Below are 18789 nucleotides of genomic sequence, written 5' to 3'. Positions count from 1 at the left end.
GTTACTTGTATAATTATGTATCATAAAAAATATCCTTTTTTGTACAGATTATACCATAGATTCTAAACAGGTTCTAAAACCCACCTGTACCTGAGTGAAAGACTCTCCAAAATACAACGGAGGAAGCTCCCTTCCGTTTCAGGCGGCTGTTGACCACTCTTTATACAGTAATCCCGTATTTGCTTCGGCATATTTTCTGGATTGAAGAAAGAAGGATCATCCGGATCTATGAAATGTGCAAACGGTTTTGTATGTCGAATCAACTCTGCTTCTTCTTCGTAAGTAAAAATCGTACCTTCTTTTGCCCAAACGGCTCTACATTCTTGCATGAGCCATAATCCCATAATATTTTTGAGTAACCGGAACTCGCCATCTGCTGTTCCTTCATTTGTAAAGCCCCATTCCAATGCCTGTTCAGTAATAACTGGATCCTTTACTTGAACGCCCATTAAAATCCACGTACCACAACTCATGAATACTGAATTTTCTGACTTTATAGGCAATGCAGCAAGAGCACAGGCAGTATCATGTCCCGTTCCAGCAATAACCTTAACAGGCTGTATACCAAATTCGTTGTGAATCGAAGAAAGCGTCGGACCAAGAGTCGTTCCTGGCATCACAATATTTGCCATGATTTCTGTAGGAAGGCTAAGCTCGGTCATAAGGGCAGTATCCCAATTACGCTCATGAATATGAAATAACGATGTCGTTGTACTTATCGTATATTCATTCGCCTTTATACCGGAAAATAAATAACTCAATAAGTTTGGTGTTAACAAAAGAGTTTTTGCCTTTTCCATTAAATCTGGGTTATTCTTTTTTATCGTATACAGCTGGCAAATCGTATTAATTGCTGCTGGTGTAACTCCCGATCGAGAGAACAAAACATCCCGCGGAATGACTTCCATAATTTCCTTTAGGCTATCATTTGTATGCGGATCTCTATAAGAATACGGATTACTAAGCAATTCACCTGTTTCAGAGAGAAGCCCGAAATCAACTCCCCACGTATCGATGGACAAACTTTCAATCGATTTATGCCCATTTCTAATACTTTTGCCAATTCCATTTTTCATCTCCTGAAATATCCTTAACACATCCCAATAGTAATGGCCTGTTGCGTAAACCGGACGATTGGAGAACCTATGAACCTCTTCAAGATAAAGACGTTTCCCATCAAATCCACTTACCATTAAACGCCCATTGGATGCACCTAAATCAAAAGCCCAAACTTTTTCCATTCATTCACACCCTTCAGAAACATGTAACTACTCCGCATCTTTTAATAGTTGTAATCTATATTTCTCGGAAGATAGATTTCTTAATTCGTGACATTCATCCTCTGTAAGCACTCTTGGCACTCCTATTGTCGATGCAATCGTATATACCTTTGCCGCTTCTTCTAGAATTTGCATAAGAAAATATGCTTCTTTCATTGTTTTACCAACCGTCAGAACGCCGTGATTTCTCATTACTACTACATCATTTTCTTCAATTACACCCGATACCGCGTTAGCCAAAACTTCTGTAGTCGGTATCATATAATCAAGGTAAGCAACGCTTTGAATCATTGCCGGAAAATCTGGGAATAGACTCGGAATCGTATGGCCAGTACATGATACCCCTACCGAATAACTTGGATGCGCATGTAAAACAGCTGTTATATCAGGACGCTTACGAAAACATTCCAAATGCATTAATATTTCAGAGGATGGTTTTAAATCATCCAATATCTCACCAGTTTCAATATCGACACGTACCCACTGATCGTCTTCTATCTCTTGCAAATCAAAACCGCTAGGAGAGATATACATGATATTTCCATCTCTCATACTTAAATTTCCACCTGCCCCTACTACAAGACCCGTTTGGACAATCTTATTTGCATATAATTTCAAATCATTGATTACACTCGCCAATGTTATACACCTCAGTTTCTATCTTATTTGCACCGCTAGTTTCGTTTTATATTTTATTGATATAGAACTTCCTTAATTTTTGGATCATCGATGTTCTTTTTATCGTACCAATAGAAACCAGTGTCGATTGTTTTTGATACTTGTTTCCCATCTAGGTTCTCAACAGCAGCTTTCACAGTTTCATAACCAATTCCAATTGGATTTTGTGTAATCGCGCCTGCCATTACGCCGCTCTTAATTGCATCAATTTGTAGTTTTCCAGAATCAAAGCCAACTACTACGACACTCTTTTTGTTCAATTCTTTAACAGCATTTACTACCCCAATTGCAGAACCTTCATTTGTACCGAAAATACCTTTTACATTTGGGTGCGCTTGCATAATTGCTTTAGCAGCGTCAGTTGATTTTAATTGATCACCGCTACCATATTGAATATCGACAATTTTGATGTTCGGATACTTTGATTTGATTGTATTTACAAAGCCATCTCGGCGTTCAACACCAGTTTTACTTGTCTGATCATGAGCAACTACTGCTACTTCCCCTTTTTCACCAATTAATCCAGCCATTTTCTCAGCTGCAAGAGCTGCTGCCGCTTTATTATCAGTTGCAGCTGTTGCTACAGGTATATCACCTTCAACACCTGAGTCAAATGCAACAACCGGAATTTTTTTGTTTTTTGCTTGTTCTAATAAAGGAAGAGCAGCCTTAGAGTCTAATGCAGCAAAACCAATCGCATCTGGTTTTTTATCAAGTGTGCTACGAAGCATCTCAACTTGTTTATCAACCTGCGCTTCTGTTTCAGGACCTACAAATGTAATATTCACCTTATATTCATCTGCTGCTTGCTCAGCCCCTTTTTTAACTGCCTGCCAAAACTGATGCTGGAAACCTTTTGAAATGATCGCAACATAACGCTTACCGTCATCTTTTGGAGGAGCACTACTATCCTTACTTCCCGTGCTTGCATTGTTTGAAGAACACGCTCCCATAAACATTGAGATTGCGAGAATTGACGATAAAACGATGCCTTTTTTTGCTTTCTTCATCTAAAATTCCTCCTATATATTGTTTGATTAATAAACAGTATCAACGTTAATTCTTTGCTTTTTTGTTTCGCAACACATCTGCGTAAACTGCTAATAAGATAACAGCCCCAACAACTACTGTTTGCCATTCTTGAGGCACTGAAAGGATTTGCAGACCATTCGTTAACACACTCATAATCAATGCACCAATTACAGTACCAAGAATTGTTCCTTTACCACCACTTAAAGACGTTCCTCCGATAACGACTGCTGCAATTGCTTCTAATTCATATCCTGCTCCTAAAGCAGGCTGAGCAGAATTTAAACGAGATGCCATTATAATCCCTGCAACACCAGTAAAAACACCTGCAATCATGTAGATAATCATTTTCCACTTATCTACATTCACTCCAGAAAGACGAGTTGCTTCTTCGTTACTTCCTAGTGCAAATGTATATCTTCCGATTATCGTTTTATTTAAAATTAAGCTTGCGAAAATGGCCATTCCAAAAAAGATGAAAACTGCATTCGGAATAGCAAAACCAGGGATAATAGAACCCATCGCAATTTTGTTAAAGCTCGGTATAGAAGTAAAATAAATTGGAGTAGCTTTCGAAATAACAAGTGCCAATCCTTTCGCGATCATCATCATAGCTAATGTTGCAATAAATGGTGGAATCTTCAGTTTTGCAATCGCAGCTCCCGAAATCAAACCTACTACCGCACCTATTAAAATCCCTCCGATAACAGCTACCCAAACTGGTAAACCTAAGTTGACAGCAAAAACACCCGTCATAACCGAAGACAATGTCAATACGGTTCCACATGATAAATCAATTCCACTTGTAACAATAATCATCGTTGCCCCTAAAGCAAGGATGCCTGTAACAGCTGTTGATAGAAAGATTCCTATAATGTTATCAAATTGCAGAAAATTAGCTGAAGCAATTGAAAAAATGAAAACAAGTACGATTAAACTTGCAAATGCTAGCAGCTGCTGAAGAGCATTTGAATTTATCCCTTTCCTCATCTTCCCTTCAACTGGAAGTTCGACTACCTTTTGTATTTCCATTCCTGCTCACTCCTTTATCATCCGTTAATATCCATTACATAATGCGTTTTGTTGCAAGAGTCATAATCGCTTCTTGCGATGCTTTTTCATCATTTTTCAATTCTCCTGTTATCTTGCCTTCACACATGACAATTACACGATGACTTATTCTTAAAATTTCAGGAAGTTCTGAGGAGATCATAATGATTGATTTTCCTTGCTCAGCTAAATCATGTAGTAACCTATAAATTTCGTCTTTTGCCCCGATATCAATTCCGCGTGTAGGCTCATCAAAGATTAAGATATCTGAATCTCTAGTCAACTACTTGCCAATAACTACTTTTTGTTGATTCCCTCCTGAAAGGTTTTTCACTAATTGATTGCCTGATGGCGTTTTTATTTTTAACCTTTTAATTAATTCCTCAGACTGTTGATCAATTTTAGAACCATGCATCAAGCCAAGAGGTTTTACATAATCTTTCATGGATGCCATTGCAATATTTGTTTTGACATCCATCCCAACTAGAAGCCCAAACTGTTTTCGATCTTCGGACAAATAGCCAATTCCATGTTGTACTGCATCCGTCGGGCTTTTTATACTCAGCCTGTTTCCATTTATGAAAATCTCCCCTGAATCTAATGGGTCTGCCCCAAATATGGCGCGGGCTACTTCCGTTCTTCCAGCTCCCATCAATCCAGCAAAGCCAACGATTTCCCCCTTATACAGTTCAAAACTTACATCCTTTATCGTGTTCCCTCTCTTTAAATTTTTCACCTCAAACACTTTTTCTCGCGTTTTCTCTTTCATTTCTGGTTTTTGATTGTTATCAATTTTTCTTCCAACCATCATAGAAATAATTTGTTCAATCGTTGCATCTTTCGTGTTCATCGTTCCTACGTATGTACCGTCTCGCATAATCGATACACGGTCCGTAATTTTCTTTAGCTCTTCCATACGGTGAGAAATATAAACAATTCCCACACCGCCCTGCCGTAATTTCCGAATCATAACAAACAATGCATCGATTTCAGTATCCGTTAAAGCTGCGGTTGGCTCATCCATAATCAATACTTTTGAATCAAAGGAAAGTGCCTTAGCGATTTCCACCATTTGTTGTTTCGCAACTGTTAAATCCCCTACCAATTCTCTTGGATCTAAATGAATGTTTAACCTTTCAAATAGTTTTTTTGCTCTATTATTTAGTTCTTTTTCATCTAAAAAAAGATTAAATAACCCTTTAGGTTCTCTTCCAATAAAAATGTTTTGGGCAACTGTTAAATGCGGAGCTAAATTAAGTTCCTGATGAATAATGCTAATCCCAAGTCTTTGTGCTGCTTTTGTATCGGGTACCTCTATTTCTTTTCCTTCGTATGCAATCGTTCCAGTATCCCTTTGATAAATCCCTGTTAAAATTTTCATTAATGTAGATTTTCCGGCTCCATTCTCTCCCAAAAGTGCGTGAACTTCGCCTTTTTTCAATTCAAACCGCACGTTAGAAAGCGCTTGCACACCAGGGAACGCTTTACTAATTCCATCCATTTTCAGTAGCAATTCACTCATCCCATCACCTACTACCCTATGATTTTTTAAATGAAACAATATATAAGTTTCATACTGCGCTAATCCGTAACCACGCCCTTTTTTAAAATGATATTGGCATAAAGAGTACTCTCACTCGTTGCAACGATTGCATAAGCCTTCTTTGCTCTCTCATAAAACGCAAAGCGGTCAATCATCTCAAAACTATCAAAATGAGTATCAAAATGAGTATCATATTGTTTAATCACTGCATCATACGTTTCCCAAATGGAGGGCGTGGTAGGATCCCCTTGTACAACCTTCATTAACGAAACGGAATGATCGCTATACGTATCGAGCGGAAAGAACTGCAAAATTGCCTGTAAAACTTCAAGAACCCCATGCCCTTCACATCGAATGAGCTTCTCTCCGCAAGAGGCAGCGGGGAAATTTCCATCCGCTAACACAATCTCATCCCCATGCCCCATTTCTAAAAGAATTTTCATTAAATCTGGACTAATTATTTTCGGTATTCCTTTTAACATTTCTATCTCCCTTCCAATTTTTATCTGAACGAAAATCATTATTTCTAATCGTTTTAACTACTTACACTTTGTGCATCTATTAGTAATTCCGGTGTAAATATTTCATTAAAAGGGCCTTCTTCATTATTTAAACGCTTTAGTAAAATATCACCTACTCTTTCTCCCATTTCATATGGTTTGTGAGCTACTGATATAATCCCAGGTGCTCGTAATAATTGCGCTGCTTCCACATCACCAAATGAAGCGATCACTATGTCCTCTGGTACTGAGTATCCTCTCTTCGTTAATTCAAGAAGAACACCGAATGCCATTTCATTGTTCAAGGTTAGAATAGCTGACGGTTTCTCAGTGAAATTAAGAAAATAATCAACTGCTTTCATTCCACCCTCTCTTGTGAAAGTGCTATTAAACGTGTAGTTTTCATCTTCCTGAATCCCGAACTCTTCCAAAGCTTTTTGAAATCCTTCATAGCGCTCTTTACCTGTACTAACGCTCAACAATCCATTCACAAGACCGATCGATCTATGACCCTGTTTTAAAAGATAACTCGTTAATGTATAAGCACTTTCAAAATTACTTTCTATAACTGAATCTAATTTTGGACCTCCAATCTCAACAGTCCGGTCAACTAAAACAATTGGTACACCGGCTTGATGAATACTTCTTACTCTTTCTTCACAACCTCCAGCAGTCGCCAACACAATCGCATCTACCCGTTGTTCCACTAGTAGTTGCAACAATTTATCCTCTTTTTTAGGATTTTCATGACTACTACAAAAAATAAGATTATAGCCCTTTTGCTGTACAATATCTTCAATCGCCTTTGAAATTGTCATGTAATACTGGTTTGTGATATCCGGAATCACAACACCAATCGTATATGTTTTATCTTGCTTTAAACTTCTAGCAATCGCATTCGGTTGATAATTAAGTTTTTTCACAGCTAAATAAACACGATCTTTAATGTCGTCACTTACAAATCCACTTGCATTTAACACCCGAGATACTGTAGCTGTAGACACATTCGCTTCCATTGCAACATCTTTAATTGTAGACTTAGCCATTTCATCACTCTTTCTAAGTTTTCAAGAAATCGTTTACTTCAGTTTCGTTTAAAGCTTTATTTCATCCATGTAAACGATTACTTAGTAGTTTACATGGATAATAATAATTTAATTTTCAAAATATTTCAACACTTTTCGAAAACATTTTTTTCACAAAAAATATACCTACTCATCAGATAACCTGTAAAATATGAAAAAGATCATTTTTTTATGATGAAATGTGCGTTTTTTACACTTATATTCTATGGAAAGAACGCCGTAACATCGTTCTATTACGAAGATTCGTAGTACAAAAAAAAGAACCTACTCGTGTGAGTTGGCTCTTTCTCAGCTTACTAATACAGATAGATTTTCTCCCCTTATTTTATAAGCTCTCAAATGTTCCTCTATTTTTCTCTCGTCACCTAATAGACTCATCGTCTTTTTAACGAAGTTCCAATTTAGACTGCCGGATAACCATAGTAACGAAGAAAGTCTTTTATGATCATTTAAAGTTAAAATGTTATTAGCTCCATACCCTTTTAAAAATGCTCTAGCAACTTCCGTGCATACTACATGTGACTCTATTCCTTCTGTCCGGGAATACCATTTTATTAAAAAGGCTAATCCTTCAATACGATCAACATATCCAATCGATTCAAAATCTATAATTCCTTTTACACATTGATTGGAGTTCCATATGACATTTAAAGGATTTAAATCTGTTTGCACAATAAACTCCAAATCACTCGCATGTGCGCATTCTATATGATACTTAGCGAGATCCATATATCCTCGCAATTCCTTACATGTACCACCCTTATTTTCTAACAACTTTATAAACTCACCATATCCATCTAAATGAGATTTCTTTTTAAAAGTCGAGCTTTGAAACGTACTAGAAATATCATGTATCTTTCTTGCTTCCTTTCCAAAGACCTCTGCCATCGTTTCTGTACAATGAGTAACATGTTCCCCTTCCATCCAAGTAGATAATACAAACCGGTACTGTTCCTCATTCCAAGTGAGTAATGTAAATGGCTCTCCCGCCCTATTCTCCTTAATCTGCATAAATGGGACTCCATGCTCTCGTAAATAATACGTAAAGCGTACTTGCTCTTTCAATTGTTCATTTGATAACGCCCCAAAGGCCTGATTGATTGTTCGATCGCTATTTATAAACCGTGCGGAATACCGATTCCCATTCACCATGATTTTATAGTGTAAATCTGTATGCCAACTGTTCTTATGTAATTCTTCTTCCACTAGTAGTGAATGAATTTCTTTAAAGTAGTTTATTACTATGTCTTTTATTATGTGTTTCATCCTATTCTCCTTACATACAAAAATTCATTTTTGTACTTCCTAATAAAAACCTTTTAAAGTGAGAATTTTTAAGATACACCTAATATATTCAAATAGAGAATCCTATCCTACTGTGAGTAATAATACAGTTATATAATTTTGCCGCCAAAATTACAGTAGCCTTCTATCTATGTAGATGAAAGAAGGCTACTAAATCTTTTTAAAAATCTAGTTATTTCATAGTGAATGTATTATTGATTAAATAATACATTTGTTTAATACAAGTACTAAATAAGAAAAATTAACCGTCATAATGCAATTAACAAATTGAGGATTTTCATTTAAACTTTATAAAACTCAAATGTATTTTTCTCTAAACATATTGTTTCATCAGAAGTTTTGATAATTATATCAAAACGCTGACTATACGAATGCATAAATACTTCATATTGAATCCGGCGTTCTTCATGAGACTGCCTTAAATAATTTATATCGGCTCCCCTTTCAGCTATATCCCGGCTTGATCTTCTCATTAGTTCCGTTTCGCCATCTGTATAAAAATAAATTTTCAAATCAAATAAATCAGGATTAATAAATGCGGCGCTCATTCCTTCCACAATCGTTACTTTATTTTCCGAAGAAATCAACTTACTTTTCATATAATGCGTATCTATCGTATAAAAATCTAGCCCCGCTCTAATCATATGAATATCTCTTTCTAAAGCTGCCAAATGGTGCGCCGCTGGATGACAAGCTGTCATTTTATAACGATGATTTTCATTTTGATATGTATAGTGAATCACTGCATGCTTGCGGATATCCGAACTAACAATGTAAGGATCTGTATTAATATAATTTACTTCATTTTGATTTAGTAGCTTTACGAGTCTATTAGTAAACGTCGTTTTTCCAGCTGCACCATGTCCTGAAATACCGATAACAATTTGTTCATCTCTCATCTTTAACCAATTTATGATTTCTTGTAACAACTTATCCATCATTCTCCCCCTTGCGCTAATATACTACCCTTTATTTTAATATCTAAAAATCCTTTTATTTAATTATACATAAAAAGGAAAAGATAGTGTGATTATTCATCATACCATCTCTAATTCTAAACAACTTTATGATTTTTTAAATGACTTTATTATTTGTGAACACCTACATGATTAAATACATTTCTAACTTTATCAATCCAATAGAATATCCTCTATTTTTCGGTAATTTATGCGAACCAATACAGTCATGACTAATAAAGGAAAGAGCCAATCTCCTATACGATAGAAGATTGGCTCTTTCCTTTATTTACTCCCCTGTTTCAGAAAATCGCTTTATACGTTCCCCAATTTCATCGCGAACACGTTGAAATTCAGACCACTCTTTTCCTGCTGGATCATCGAATCCCCAGTGAACACGATTTACGTGCGGAGGTGTCGAAGGACAAACAAAATCTGCATGACTACAAAGCGTAACAACTAAATCAGCGTTATTTAAAATGTTTGCATCAATTATATCTGATGTTTGATCTGTTATATCAATATTTACTTCTTTCATCGCTTTAATAGCATTTGGATTTACTCCATGTGCTTCGATTCCTGCAGAATATACATTCCACTTATCTCCTACATATTGTTTGCACCATGCTTCTGCCATTTGACTTCGGCATGAATTTCCTGTGCATAAAAAGTAAATTGTCTTTTTGTTTTCCATGTTGTTTTCCGCCTTTGTTTTTAAATTTAGACTGGTTGATCATTAAAATATTTACGCTTAAACCAAAAAGCGACGTTTACAAGTGCGATCATTACAGGTACTTCAACTAACGGTCCGATAACAGCTGCAAATGCTGCGCCCGAATGAATACCGAACACACCAACTGCTACAGCAATCGCTAACTCAAAGTTATTACTACCTGCTGTAAATGCTAACGTTGTTGTCACCGGATAGTTTGCACCAATTTTTCTTCCCATAAAGAAAGAAACAAAAAACATGACAATAAAATAGATTAATAACGGAATTGCTATTCTTACTACATCTAATGGTACGCTAACTATCATTTCCCCTTTTAAAGAGAACATAACGATGATTGTAAATAGCAATGCAAGTAATGTAAGTGGACTAATTTTAGGTATAAACACCTTTTCATACCACTGTCTTCCTTTTAACTTAACGAGTACAAAGCGTGTTAACATACCTGCTATAAAAGGAATTCCCAAATAGATAAATACTGATTTCGCTACTTCTCCCATTGTAATATCGACAATAGCCCCTTCAATGCCTAACCATTCTGGAATGACTGTTACAAACACGTATGCATAAACAGAGAAGAATAGCATTTGGAATACGGAATTAAAAGCCACTAAACCTGCTGCATACTCTTTATCCCCATCAGCTAGATCGTTCCAAACGATTACCATGGCAATACAACGTGCTAAACCAATCATAATGAGTCCGACCATGTATTCTGGCTTATCAGGAAGAAAAATTATTGCTAAAACAAACATAAGTACAGGTCCGATAATCCAGTTTTGTACTAAAGATAAAACCAATACTTTTACATCTTTAAATACACGGCCCATTTCCTCGTAACGAACTTTCGCTAATGGTGGATACATCATAACAATTAAACCGACAGCTAGCGGGATAGACGTTGTTCCAACTTGTAATGTATTTAATCCGTCTACTACACTAGGAAACACAAACCCTAAACCAATCCCAACAGCCATAGCTAGAAAAATCCATAGTGTTAAATATCGATCTAGAAATGATAAACGTTTCATTTTATTTTCCATCTCCTATTAACAACAAGAATTTTTTTCTACTACGTTAGAAGTCGTGCAACAAGATGACTCTTCAATTTTATGAACATCACTCTGTGCTTTCGTATAAAAGAATTCCCACTCGTTCCCATCAGGATCTGTTACCCAAAACTTATCTTGTACTGCATAGCAACAAGTCGTATCCATCTCATCACGCGCAAAGAAACCTTCTTTTTCTAATCTTTCTTTATGTAATGTAATTTCTTCAGCTGTATCCACTTGGAAACCGAAATGATTTACTTGATTTCCCTTCACTTCATCTCGTACGTTCAGCGTGAAATTAAGTCCTGGCGTCTCTAATAAAAATTTTGCATAATCTACTTTCACCTTAACTGGTGACACACCAAATACCTTTTCGTAGAATTCGATAGACTTCTCTAAATCCGTAACGTTTATACCAACGTGAACATATTTCATAGCTTATTCCTCCTCTTTACATGTCATTAATCAATTTTTTTTGATTAATAGTACAAAATTTTAACAGCAACTACCTTTTCCTGTTTTTCTAAAGATACAGCACAATTCTTCTGATAATAAATTATTTACTTCCGCATCATTTAAATCATAATAACTCCACGTACCTTTTGTTTCTTTTACAATTAAACCTGCATCTAATAAAATCTTTAAATGATAGGACAACTTAGATTGCGTCATTTCAAAAATCTCTGTTAAATCACATACACAAGTCTGGCCTCGCTGACAAAGTTCATACATAATCTCTAAACGCTTCTGGTCTGCTAATGCTTTGAATTTTTTCTCATAGAGCTGAAAATCTTGCGCCACTGTAATACCCTCTCTCTTCATCAACTTTTTTTGATGTTTATAGTATATACGTTGTTGAGTTCTTTATGCAACTTATTAATCAATTTTTTTGATTAATATAACGAAATGTAAAGGCTATTCCAAAGAAATCAAAAGAGCCCCCTTGTATGAGTTGGCTCTTTTGTTTTCACTTTTACTCTATTTAACAACGAAAATCATTAATCTTCGTAATTAGTAATGAATCACTTTTACCATTTGTTGTACTAAATCCTTTTCCGTTTTTTGAATATCGATTAGTTTATCGTTTAATTCGTCATCATCAGTTTGCCATTTACCGTTAGAAATTTGTAAAACGAGTCCGCTTTTTGTAACTAGTTTACTTCTTTCCGATAAACGAACGTTGCTATATTGCGAATCACATAGTGCTGGAATACTCTCTATAACGACTTTATATATCGGGTTAATATGTTCTGCTCGCAAACTCACACCACTTAACTTTTCTATTAACAGTTGATCCTCATCCTCATAGGAAAATATCATTCTCTTCCCTGTTAATATAGTTGGGTATTTAACAAAATAATATTTCCAGTTTGTTGGATTCCATTTTTGTTCTTGAATTAAATTTCTCAATTTGTTCTCAATAATATCGTCTTCAAGTGTTATTAATTTCTCTAGAAAATTTTCATAATGCACTTGTAAATTTGGATCGTAAGTCGTCCATATATATTCTTTTACTGCATCTCCTCCAAATATATATCGAGGTCCTAAATTTGTATAGCCAATTTTATGCGCATAGTCTCCAATTGCTAGAAAAGCTCTTGAAACTAAAGATTGGTTTGTACTTAATAGTTCTTGCATCATATCGTACAGTTTTTCAGGATATTTTTTAAAGATTGGTAGTACGACCATTAATGCGCCTTTGAAGTATATATTATCCTCTAGCTTATATAACCACTCTTTCAAATCTGGTCTTTCGAGGATTAATTGAACTTTTTCTTGTTCATGTCTTACACTAGCATCACTAATTTTAGAGAACATTTTTGGTGAAATATCTAAAATTGCTTCATGTACAGGTTTTTCCGATTCCACTAAATAATCAATGAAATCAAATATAGTAGGAATTGTGTCATAGCGCATGTTTGACGTGAACCTTCCATCTTTCGCTTGTCTAATTCGATTGACTATATTCCGAACAAGTCTTAATAATTCAATTGCATCATCCCTCTTATAAACTTTCGATTGGATGATCGCATATAAATAAATTCGTTCTGGCCATGTAAGGTTATCCTCTTCGAGCAAAGCTTTAAAGTAATTTCTTTCATCTGTAAATAAATGAATTTGTTCGTGTATAGCAGAAAACTCGTTTTCAATCTGTTCTGCATCTTTCCAAATCGTAAAGATGTCAAAAAGAAACGTAACATTTTCTTCCTCTTTGTAAATGGTTCTCAATTCTTTTAAATTAGTATAATCTTTATTAAACGTATTTGGCGCGACTGTACCTATTCTTGAGATTTTGCTCGAAGAAATGAAATTAAATAATCTCAAAAACGGTTTATCTAACGTCTTCGAATCATCTAAATAAGGCCATAAGAAATCTGTCCATTCTTTATCTAATGTAAAAGAAAATTCTTTTGCCTTATCGTTATAACCTAGTACTTCTAATAGTTGTTCAAATTGTGCTCTAAAATTTTCAAAATCGCTTAAAGCTCGGCCACGGGCATTCATTTTAATATATAATTCTTCACCTGATCCAATGCTATTTAAATCTTTAAATGTGAAGAAAATTGGACATTCTTTTCCACTTAATACTTCTAATAACCCATCCTCTACTTTATAAAACTCTTCATGGATTTTATCTAGCATTCGAAGCATACCATCTACTGTAGGGTCAAACTTCCATTTATATTGATACCATTTTTGAGCTTCAATCACTTTTGATAAAGGTTTATCATCATATTCAATTGAATTGCGAACTAAATAATATACAAAATCTTTAGCTGTTATCCTCGTTTCATAACTAAATTTTTCTAATATAGGCTGCATATCGCCGCTTTCTTTTATATTCAAATACCAATGTAGTAAAAATAATGTAGTTAATCGTTGTTGACCGTCTAGCGGCAGTAAAGTTTCTTTACCTTCACGGTCTTCAATTGTTCCGTATATAAAATCAAAATCTAAAGGTTTCCCTTCTAATAAAGCTGCTTTTATATTTTCTATTAAATTTTCCCGTACTAAAGTGGCTTTATCATCCTCTCGTCCTTGCGCATAATCCCGCTGTATCATCGGAATTACTATTCTATAACCTTCAATTAATTGGGCAAATGTCATTATCAAAGCTGTATCACTCCTTTAGCTTGCAATATCAAATCATTGAATTCAGATTCAATTGCTTTTACATATGCTTCACCATCTTCAAGTGACCATAACTCATATTGCGTTACTTTATCGCTATAATACTTCATAAATGTATTGCGAGTCGCTAAAGGGATATAAGCTCCTGATTTGTCATAATTTATTAATCGCTTATATTTTACTGGGTAGAAGTGATTGCTTAGGCTACTATTTGTTCCTTGATCTAGTAACACTAAATTGTCTAAACCGTTACTTTCACTTAAAAAATCATCATTTGTTTTTTCTACTACCTTTTGGAAAATCCCATTAAATTTCTCTTCCGTCAACTCTTCTAAAGAGACTGTTTTTAAATCTTCTACAAGTTTTTTATAACAACTCAATCCTTCTAACAAATTAATAGTCCCTTGCACCCAAACGCTCCACTGTTCTTTCGTATTTAATCCTTCTGTACTTTGAGCATGAATATGTTCTAAACTCCATTTACTTTCCAAATAATATTCAAAAGGAAAATAAGCATCAACATTTTTTTGCTTTAAAACAATTAAAATATTAAACAGTAATAACACTTTTCGTATCTCTACTTTATCGTGATAATAATCAAGTTCTCTTAAATTAATAGACTCGATTTCTTTTGAAATTCTTTGTTTTATTACAAGTTTAAAATGTTTTTTATCGTTAATACTATCACTTCTATATAAAGTAATATACTCAGTAATATTTTTATATTGAGTAAGATAACCTAGCAAATGATAACATGCCCTATCTTCATACCATTCTTCAAGTAAAGCAAAATCCGCAATAATTTGGCGCCACACCGTTTGAATATCCTCTTCTTGTAATTTATAGAATGTATAATACGGATCTGGATTATGTGAATTCACATAATTCGCCGCAATATCAAATAGAAATTCGATTCGATTTATGTAATTTTTCTTCTTGCCTAAAAACCTCCAAAAACGCTCATTTTGTAATCGATGCTCGATTTCATCCCATTGTGTTGAAATCATTGGTCTTTCATAAGAAGACGTTTTCAAAATTAAAGCAGCTTTTAATAACTCCGAATTCGTTAATTCGATTTTCCCGCTATTTAACCGACTAAACACCTCGCGTACTTCAACATCCTCTCCCACTTCATACCAAATTACTTTCACTTGTTCACCTAGCATAATAGAAAATTTATTTTTAAAAGTACGCCCATTTTGACGCTTTTGTTCAAACCATTCTTTTATAACTGTATAAGCCTCTTTAAAAAAGTGATAGTCTATATTTTTAATAGAAGTTTCTTCATTATAATTTTCAGCTATATTTTGAATAAACTCCGCACTCTCTGGTCTTGTTGCATAAGTAATTGAAAAAGATTCTTCTTCTAAATATGCATGAATTAATGCAATTGTTGTTAAACGTTGTTGACCGTCTATTACTTCATAACCATCTTCACATTTTCGGATCACTAATGGCTGTAAACAATAAAACATATCATCTTTTTGATAATACTTCTTCATAAATTCTTCTAAATCATTTAATAAATTTTGAACTTGATTCTTTCCCCATCGATAACCTCTTTGATACGAAGGAATAAAGTACTGTTTATCGTCAACTAACTCATTGATGGATTTCAATTGAATATCTTCTATCATTACTTCACCTACCGACATCATTTTTTGAATCTTTCAAACAACTAACTTAAAAGTTTATCTACCATTTTCATATTTGCTGAAATCACAAAACATCCCATATTTTCATTATACACAGAATGGAAAAAAGATATTTTTTATTTTGAAATCCCTAAATTAATTAGCATGTTCTTCCCTAAAAACCCATAAAAAAGGAGTGGTTAAAGCCACTCCTTTTAATCACTTATCCTTGATTCCTCTGCGCCTCTCTAACAGCCCTTCTTCCACAATTAATCGATACGCCGTATTTACTAGTGCTTTTGCCGATGTAATTAATGCTTTATCTCCTAATTCTCTGAACGCGCCGCATCAATATCTTTAAATAAGCCTGCTTTTACATAAATACGATACGTTTGAGGAACTAAATCAAGCGATAGACGAGTACATTCAGTTTTAAATTTATGACCGATTCCAAAAATGCTTAATCGGCCTCAGCCGACGATTAACTCAAGTACCGATTTCGGATGACGACCCCCATGTGATGAAGTTCGTGTCCTGCGATACCGTACGCGAGGGCGCGCGCCGTAATGCTTAGGTCGTTGGCTGTGCCCTTGCGGGTCCACGCCTCCGCGGGTAGCCCGCGCAGCAATGTGATCGTTGATTGCCGTACGGCCCGGTAGTCTTCGGCCAATTGCTCGGTTGTCCAGCTTCCGAAAGGAGGTATGAACAATTCCTGATCGAAACCGGTCAGAGGCGTCTGGTCCCCTCTTGCGAACCGGAGCAGGCGGTAGGTCATGACGCGTTCCGCGTCTGCAATGTGGCCCACGACTTCTTTCAGCGTCCATTTTCCTTCCGCATACCGATATGCGGCCTGGCTTTCGGTCAACGATGCCAGGAGCTCGGTCATTTGCTTTTCCTGGGCGAGTAGAATATCGATGATGTTACCGTCCGGTACCAAACGGATATATTCGCCGGAGTCCCCGGCGTACTCTTCTTCTGACGGTCTTTGATTCATGCGTAGTCACCTCTTTATGTAGATATAGAAATTTATAGCACTCGTCTATGTCTAATAAATTCTCGAAATGATAGAACTTCCCTTCTAATAATTGAGGATAAGCAACTATTTAGTTTGTCGGTCGCCACACTATCATGATTCGTTAGCACAATAAGCAATGCTAATCAATCATGCATAAAAATTATCTGTTATACAATATTTCGAAGTTATTAATATATAAAGGTAACACCTTCTTTTTTTAATTTAAAGATGAATTTTCAATTATATTTTGAAATGAACCGGAGTAAAACACACTAGTTTAACTACTTTTTTATACATCATTGATATAGCGAAGATCCCTAGAATCTCGGCTATATCAATGATGTATAAAATCTTATATAAGTGATAGATAGACATAGAGACAAAAAATTTAGTAAAAACAAGGATTCTATGAAAAACTCGCTACCGATAATAGGACGTTATGTTAACCTCACATGTATAGAATATACAAGAAAAACACGACACATCACTTTTTAAATGGTATAATAAGGAAAAAGAAAGGTGAAAAACTAATGGAAGACTCTATGTTTGCGTTTCGAGTTGTTTTTAATGCACTAACATCATTCTTTTCCAACGGGGTCTGGGTCGTTTTGTTCTTCTTCTTGTTAAATAAAACGTATGAAAACAAAACTTTCAAAACAGCATCGAGTATTATTACTGTTGTTGTCTTAGTATTTTATTTGTTTTATTGCATTCGGAATAGCATGTAATGCCTTTCTTTGAATAAGGTAGGGAAATCCCCCAGTATCCAAGACTAAATTTTACCCATACATCATTTTTTGGATCTAGCTCTTGAAGATAAAAACTATTTAATTTTCAAGGAACAGTTATTAACTTAAAACTTATTATACGAGGAGAGTGTATCATGAAAAAAATATGCTTTGTATTAATTGTCGACGCTGGTATAAATTATGGTTCAATATTTTCTCTACCATTTTTAAGGAATCAGGATGATTTGAAGGGATATTTTTCTAAGTATTATGATGTTTCAATTAATTATATTAGGGATAAAAACTCAGTTGACTATTTGGTAGTTCCCAAACCGTGTCCACCTTTTGATAATGAAAATAATCTTCCAATAATTGAAGTACCAGCAATCTTATTTATGGAAAAGGATTTTGAAAAAATAAAGACTTATATAGACAATTATTTTTCTAATAACCCATAAAGAAAATAAAAGTACAGTAAAAAGAAGTCCAATAAAAAACGAGTGGCGTAGAATATTTCTATTAATCATTTGTTTTTTATTATATTTACATATATTTTTTAAAAGAGAATTATAGACGTTCTGAAAAAGATTAATTATAACAAGAACAGTGTTCGTACCCCAATAAGAGGGGTTTACTTTACTTCCAATAACGAGAATTATGTAAATAAGCTGTCCATGTGGACAGCTTATTGTTTTTTTGCTTAGCATGCAAAATTCGTGTCTTGTTGGCGGTAGCCCATTGCCATCAACCTAAGCTTTTGAGATACCCCCCAGTTATTTATGAGAATTCAGCTCATTTTATCGTTTTGGGGAACAATCAATTTCTTAAGTTGATGGGTATGTGATAATGCTTCCATTTGAACAAATTTTCCTTTTCCATACCGATCACACATCTTTTGTAGAGTAATATTATCAGCATATCCCAGTTTAAGAGGTTACTTACAAAATATTTAAAATTTTTTCGCAAGAATCCTCCGAAATGCAATACGGACTTTAAATATTTTCATTTATAATTCTCTATTTGTCTATACTTTTCATACCGCTGTTGTATAAGCTCTTCCGAGGATAATAGT

Annotated in this window: 17 protein-coding genes and 1 pseudogene; 2 read left to right on the top strand and 16 right to left on the bottom strand. The window is 34.9% G+C overall.

Annotated elements, in window-relative coordinates:
- Nucleotides 1-62: 62 nt before the first annotated feature.
- The 16 genes and pseudogenes from PDL00_RS33565 to PDL00_RS33485 form a co-directional block, all read right to left on the bottom strand.
- On the bottom strand, nt 63-1241 hold the full coding sequence (locus PDL00_RS33565; protein ID WP_270733743.1) for a rhamnulokinase: 1179 nt from the start codon (nt 1239-1241) through the stop codon (nt 63-65).
- Nucleotides 1242-1268: 27 nt separating this feature from the next.
- On the bottom strand, nt 1269-1919 hold the full coding sequence (locus PDL00_RS33560; protein ID WP_242251326.1) for a class II aldolase/adducin family protein: 651 nt from the start codon (nt 1917-1919) through the stop codon (nt 1269-1271).
- Between the two features lie 53 nt (nt 1920-1972).
- Nucleotides 1973-2968 (bottom strand): ABC transporter substrate-binding protein, encoded by a 996-nt coding sequence (locus PDL00_RS33555; RefSeq protein WP_087984498.1) that lies wholly within the window; start codon nt 2966-2968, stop codon nt 1973-1975.
- A 46-nt stretch (nt 2969-3014) separates the two neighbouring features.
- Nucleotides 3015-4019, bottom strand: a complete 1005-nt coding sequence (locus PDL00_RS33550; protein ID WP_270733742.1) for an ABC transporter permease — start codon at nt 4017-4019, stop codon at nt 3015-3017.
- A 34-nt stretch (nt 4020-4053) separates the two neighbouring features.
- A pseudogene (locus tag PDL00_RS33545) lies at nt 4054-5559 on the bottom strand (sugar ABC transporter ATP-binding protein).
- 59 nt (nt 5560-5618) lie between these two features.
- On the bottom strand, nt 5619-6062 hold the full coding sequence (locus PDL00_RS33540; protein WP_270733741.1) for an RbsD/FucU family protein: 444 nt from the start codon (nt 6060-6062) through the stop codon (nt 5619-5621).
- 53 nt (nt 6063-6115) lie between these two features.
- On the bottom strand, nt 6116-7126 hold the full coding sequence (locus PDL00_RS33535) for a LacI family DNA-binding transcriptional regulator (RefSeq protein ID WP_270733740.1): 1011 nt from the start codon (nt 7124-7126) through the stop codon (nt 6116-6118).
- 327 nt (nt 7127-7453) lie between these two features.
- Nucleotides 7454-8431: a phosphotransferase enzyme family protein gene (locus tag PDL00_RS33530; RefSeq protein ID WP_270733739.1), complete on the bottom strand. Its 978-nt coding sequence runs from the start codon at nt 8429-8431 to the stop codon at nt 7454-7456.
- Between the two features lie 320 nt (nt 8432-8751).
- The gene (locus PDL00_RS33525; protein WP_061678321.1) at nt 8752-9408 is read right to left on the bottom strand and encodes a uridine kinase family protein; all 657 of its coding nucleotides are present in this window, start codon (nt 9406-9408) and stop codon (nt 8752-8754) included.
- A gap of 307 nt (nt 9409-9715) precedes the next feature.
- Nucleotides 9716-10120: an arsenate reductase (thioredoxin) gene (gene arsC, locus PDL00_RS33520; RefSeq protein ID WP_270733738.1), complete on the bottom strand. Its 405-nt coding sequence runs from the start codon at nt 10118-10120 to the stop codon at nt 9716-9718.
- Nucleotides 10121-10146: 26 nt separating this feature from the next.
- A complete protein-coding gene (arsB, locus tag PDL00_RS33515) occupies nt 10147-11187 on the bottom strand; it encodes an ACR3 family arsenite efflux transporter (RefSeq protein ID WP_002128038.1) in 1041 nt (346 codons plus the stop codon).
- A gap of 18 nt (nt 11188-11205) precedes the next feature.
- Complete coding sequence (locus PDL00_RS33510) at nt 11206-11643, bottom strand: ArsI/CadI family heavy metal resistance metalloenzyme (protein ID WP_242251279.1); 438 nt, start codon at nt 11641-11643, stop codon at nt 11206-11208.
- A 60-nt stretch (nt 11644-11703) separates the two neighbouring features.
- Nucleotides 11704-12030 carry an arsenical resistance operon transcriptional regulator ArsR gene (arsR, locus tag PDL00_RS33505; protein WP_242251277.1) on the bottom strand — a complete coding sequence of 109 codons (327 nt, stop codon included), beginning with the start codon at nt 12028-12030 and terminating at the stop codon, nt 11704-11706.
- A gap of 189 nt (nt 12031-12219) precedes the next feature.
- Nucleotides 12220-14316 (bottom strand): DUF262 domain-containing protein, encoded by a 2097-nt coding sequence (locus PDL00_RS33500; protein ID WP_270733744.1) that lies wholly within the window; start codon nt 14314-14316, stop codon nt 12220-12222.
- A gap of 2 nt (nt 14317-14318) precedes the next feature.
- Nucleotides 14319-15977: a DUF262 domain-containing protein gene (locus tag PDL00_RS33495; protein ID WP_242251267.1), complete on the bottom strand. Its 1659-nt coding sequence runs from the start codon at nt 15975-15977 to the stop codon at nt 14319-14321.
- A gap of 478 nt (nt 15978-16455) precedes the next feature.
- Entirely contained in the window at nt 16456-16968 is a 513-nt protein-coding gene (locus PDL00_RS33485; RefSeq protein WP_270733737.1) for a DinB family protein, read from the bottom strand.
- A 551-nt stretch (nt 16969-17519) separates the two neighbouring features.
- Between PDL00_RS33485 and PDL00_RS34800 the strand changes: the two genes are divergently transcribed.
- Both PDL00_RS34800 and PDL00_RS33480 read left to right on the top strand, forming a co-directional pair.
- Nucleotides 17520-17717 (top strand): hypothetical protein, encoded by a 198-nt coding sequence (locus PDL00_RS34800; protein ID WP_098656125.1) that lies wholly within the window; start codon nt 17520-17522, stop codon nt 17715-17717.
- Between the two features lie 155 nt (nt 17718-17872).
- Entirely contained in the window at nt 17873-18175 is a 303-nt protein-coding gene (locus PDL00_RS33480) for a hypothetical protein (RefSeq protein WP_061690126.1), read from the top strand.
- Nucleotides 18176-18789: the final 614 nt, after the last annotated feature.

Source organism: Bacillus cereus group sp. TH152-1LC (assembly GCF_027710505.1).
Classification (GTDB): domain Bacteria; phylum Bacillota; class Bacilli; order Bacillales; family Bacillaceae_G; genus Bacillus_A; species Bacillus_A mobilis.
Note: the sequence above shows the minus strand (reverse complement) of the source record. Positions and strands in the feature narration are given on the sequence as shown.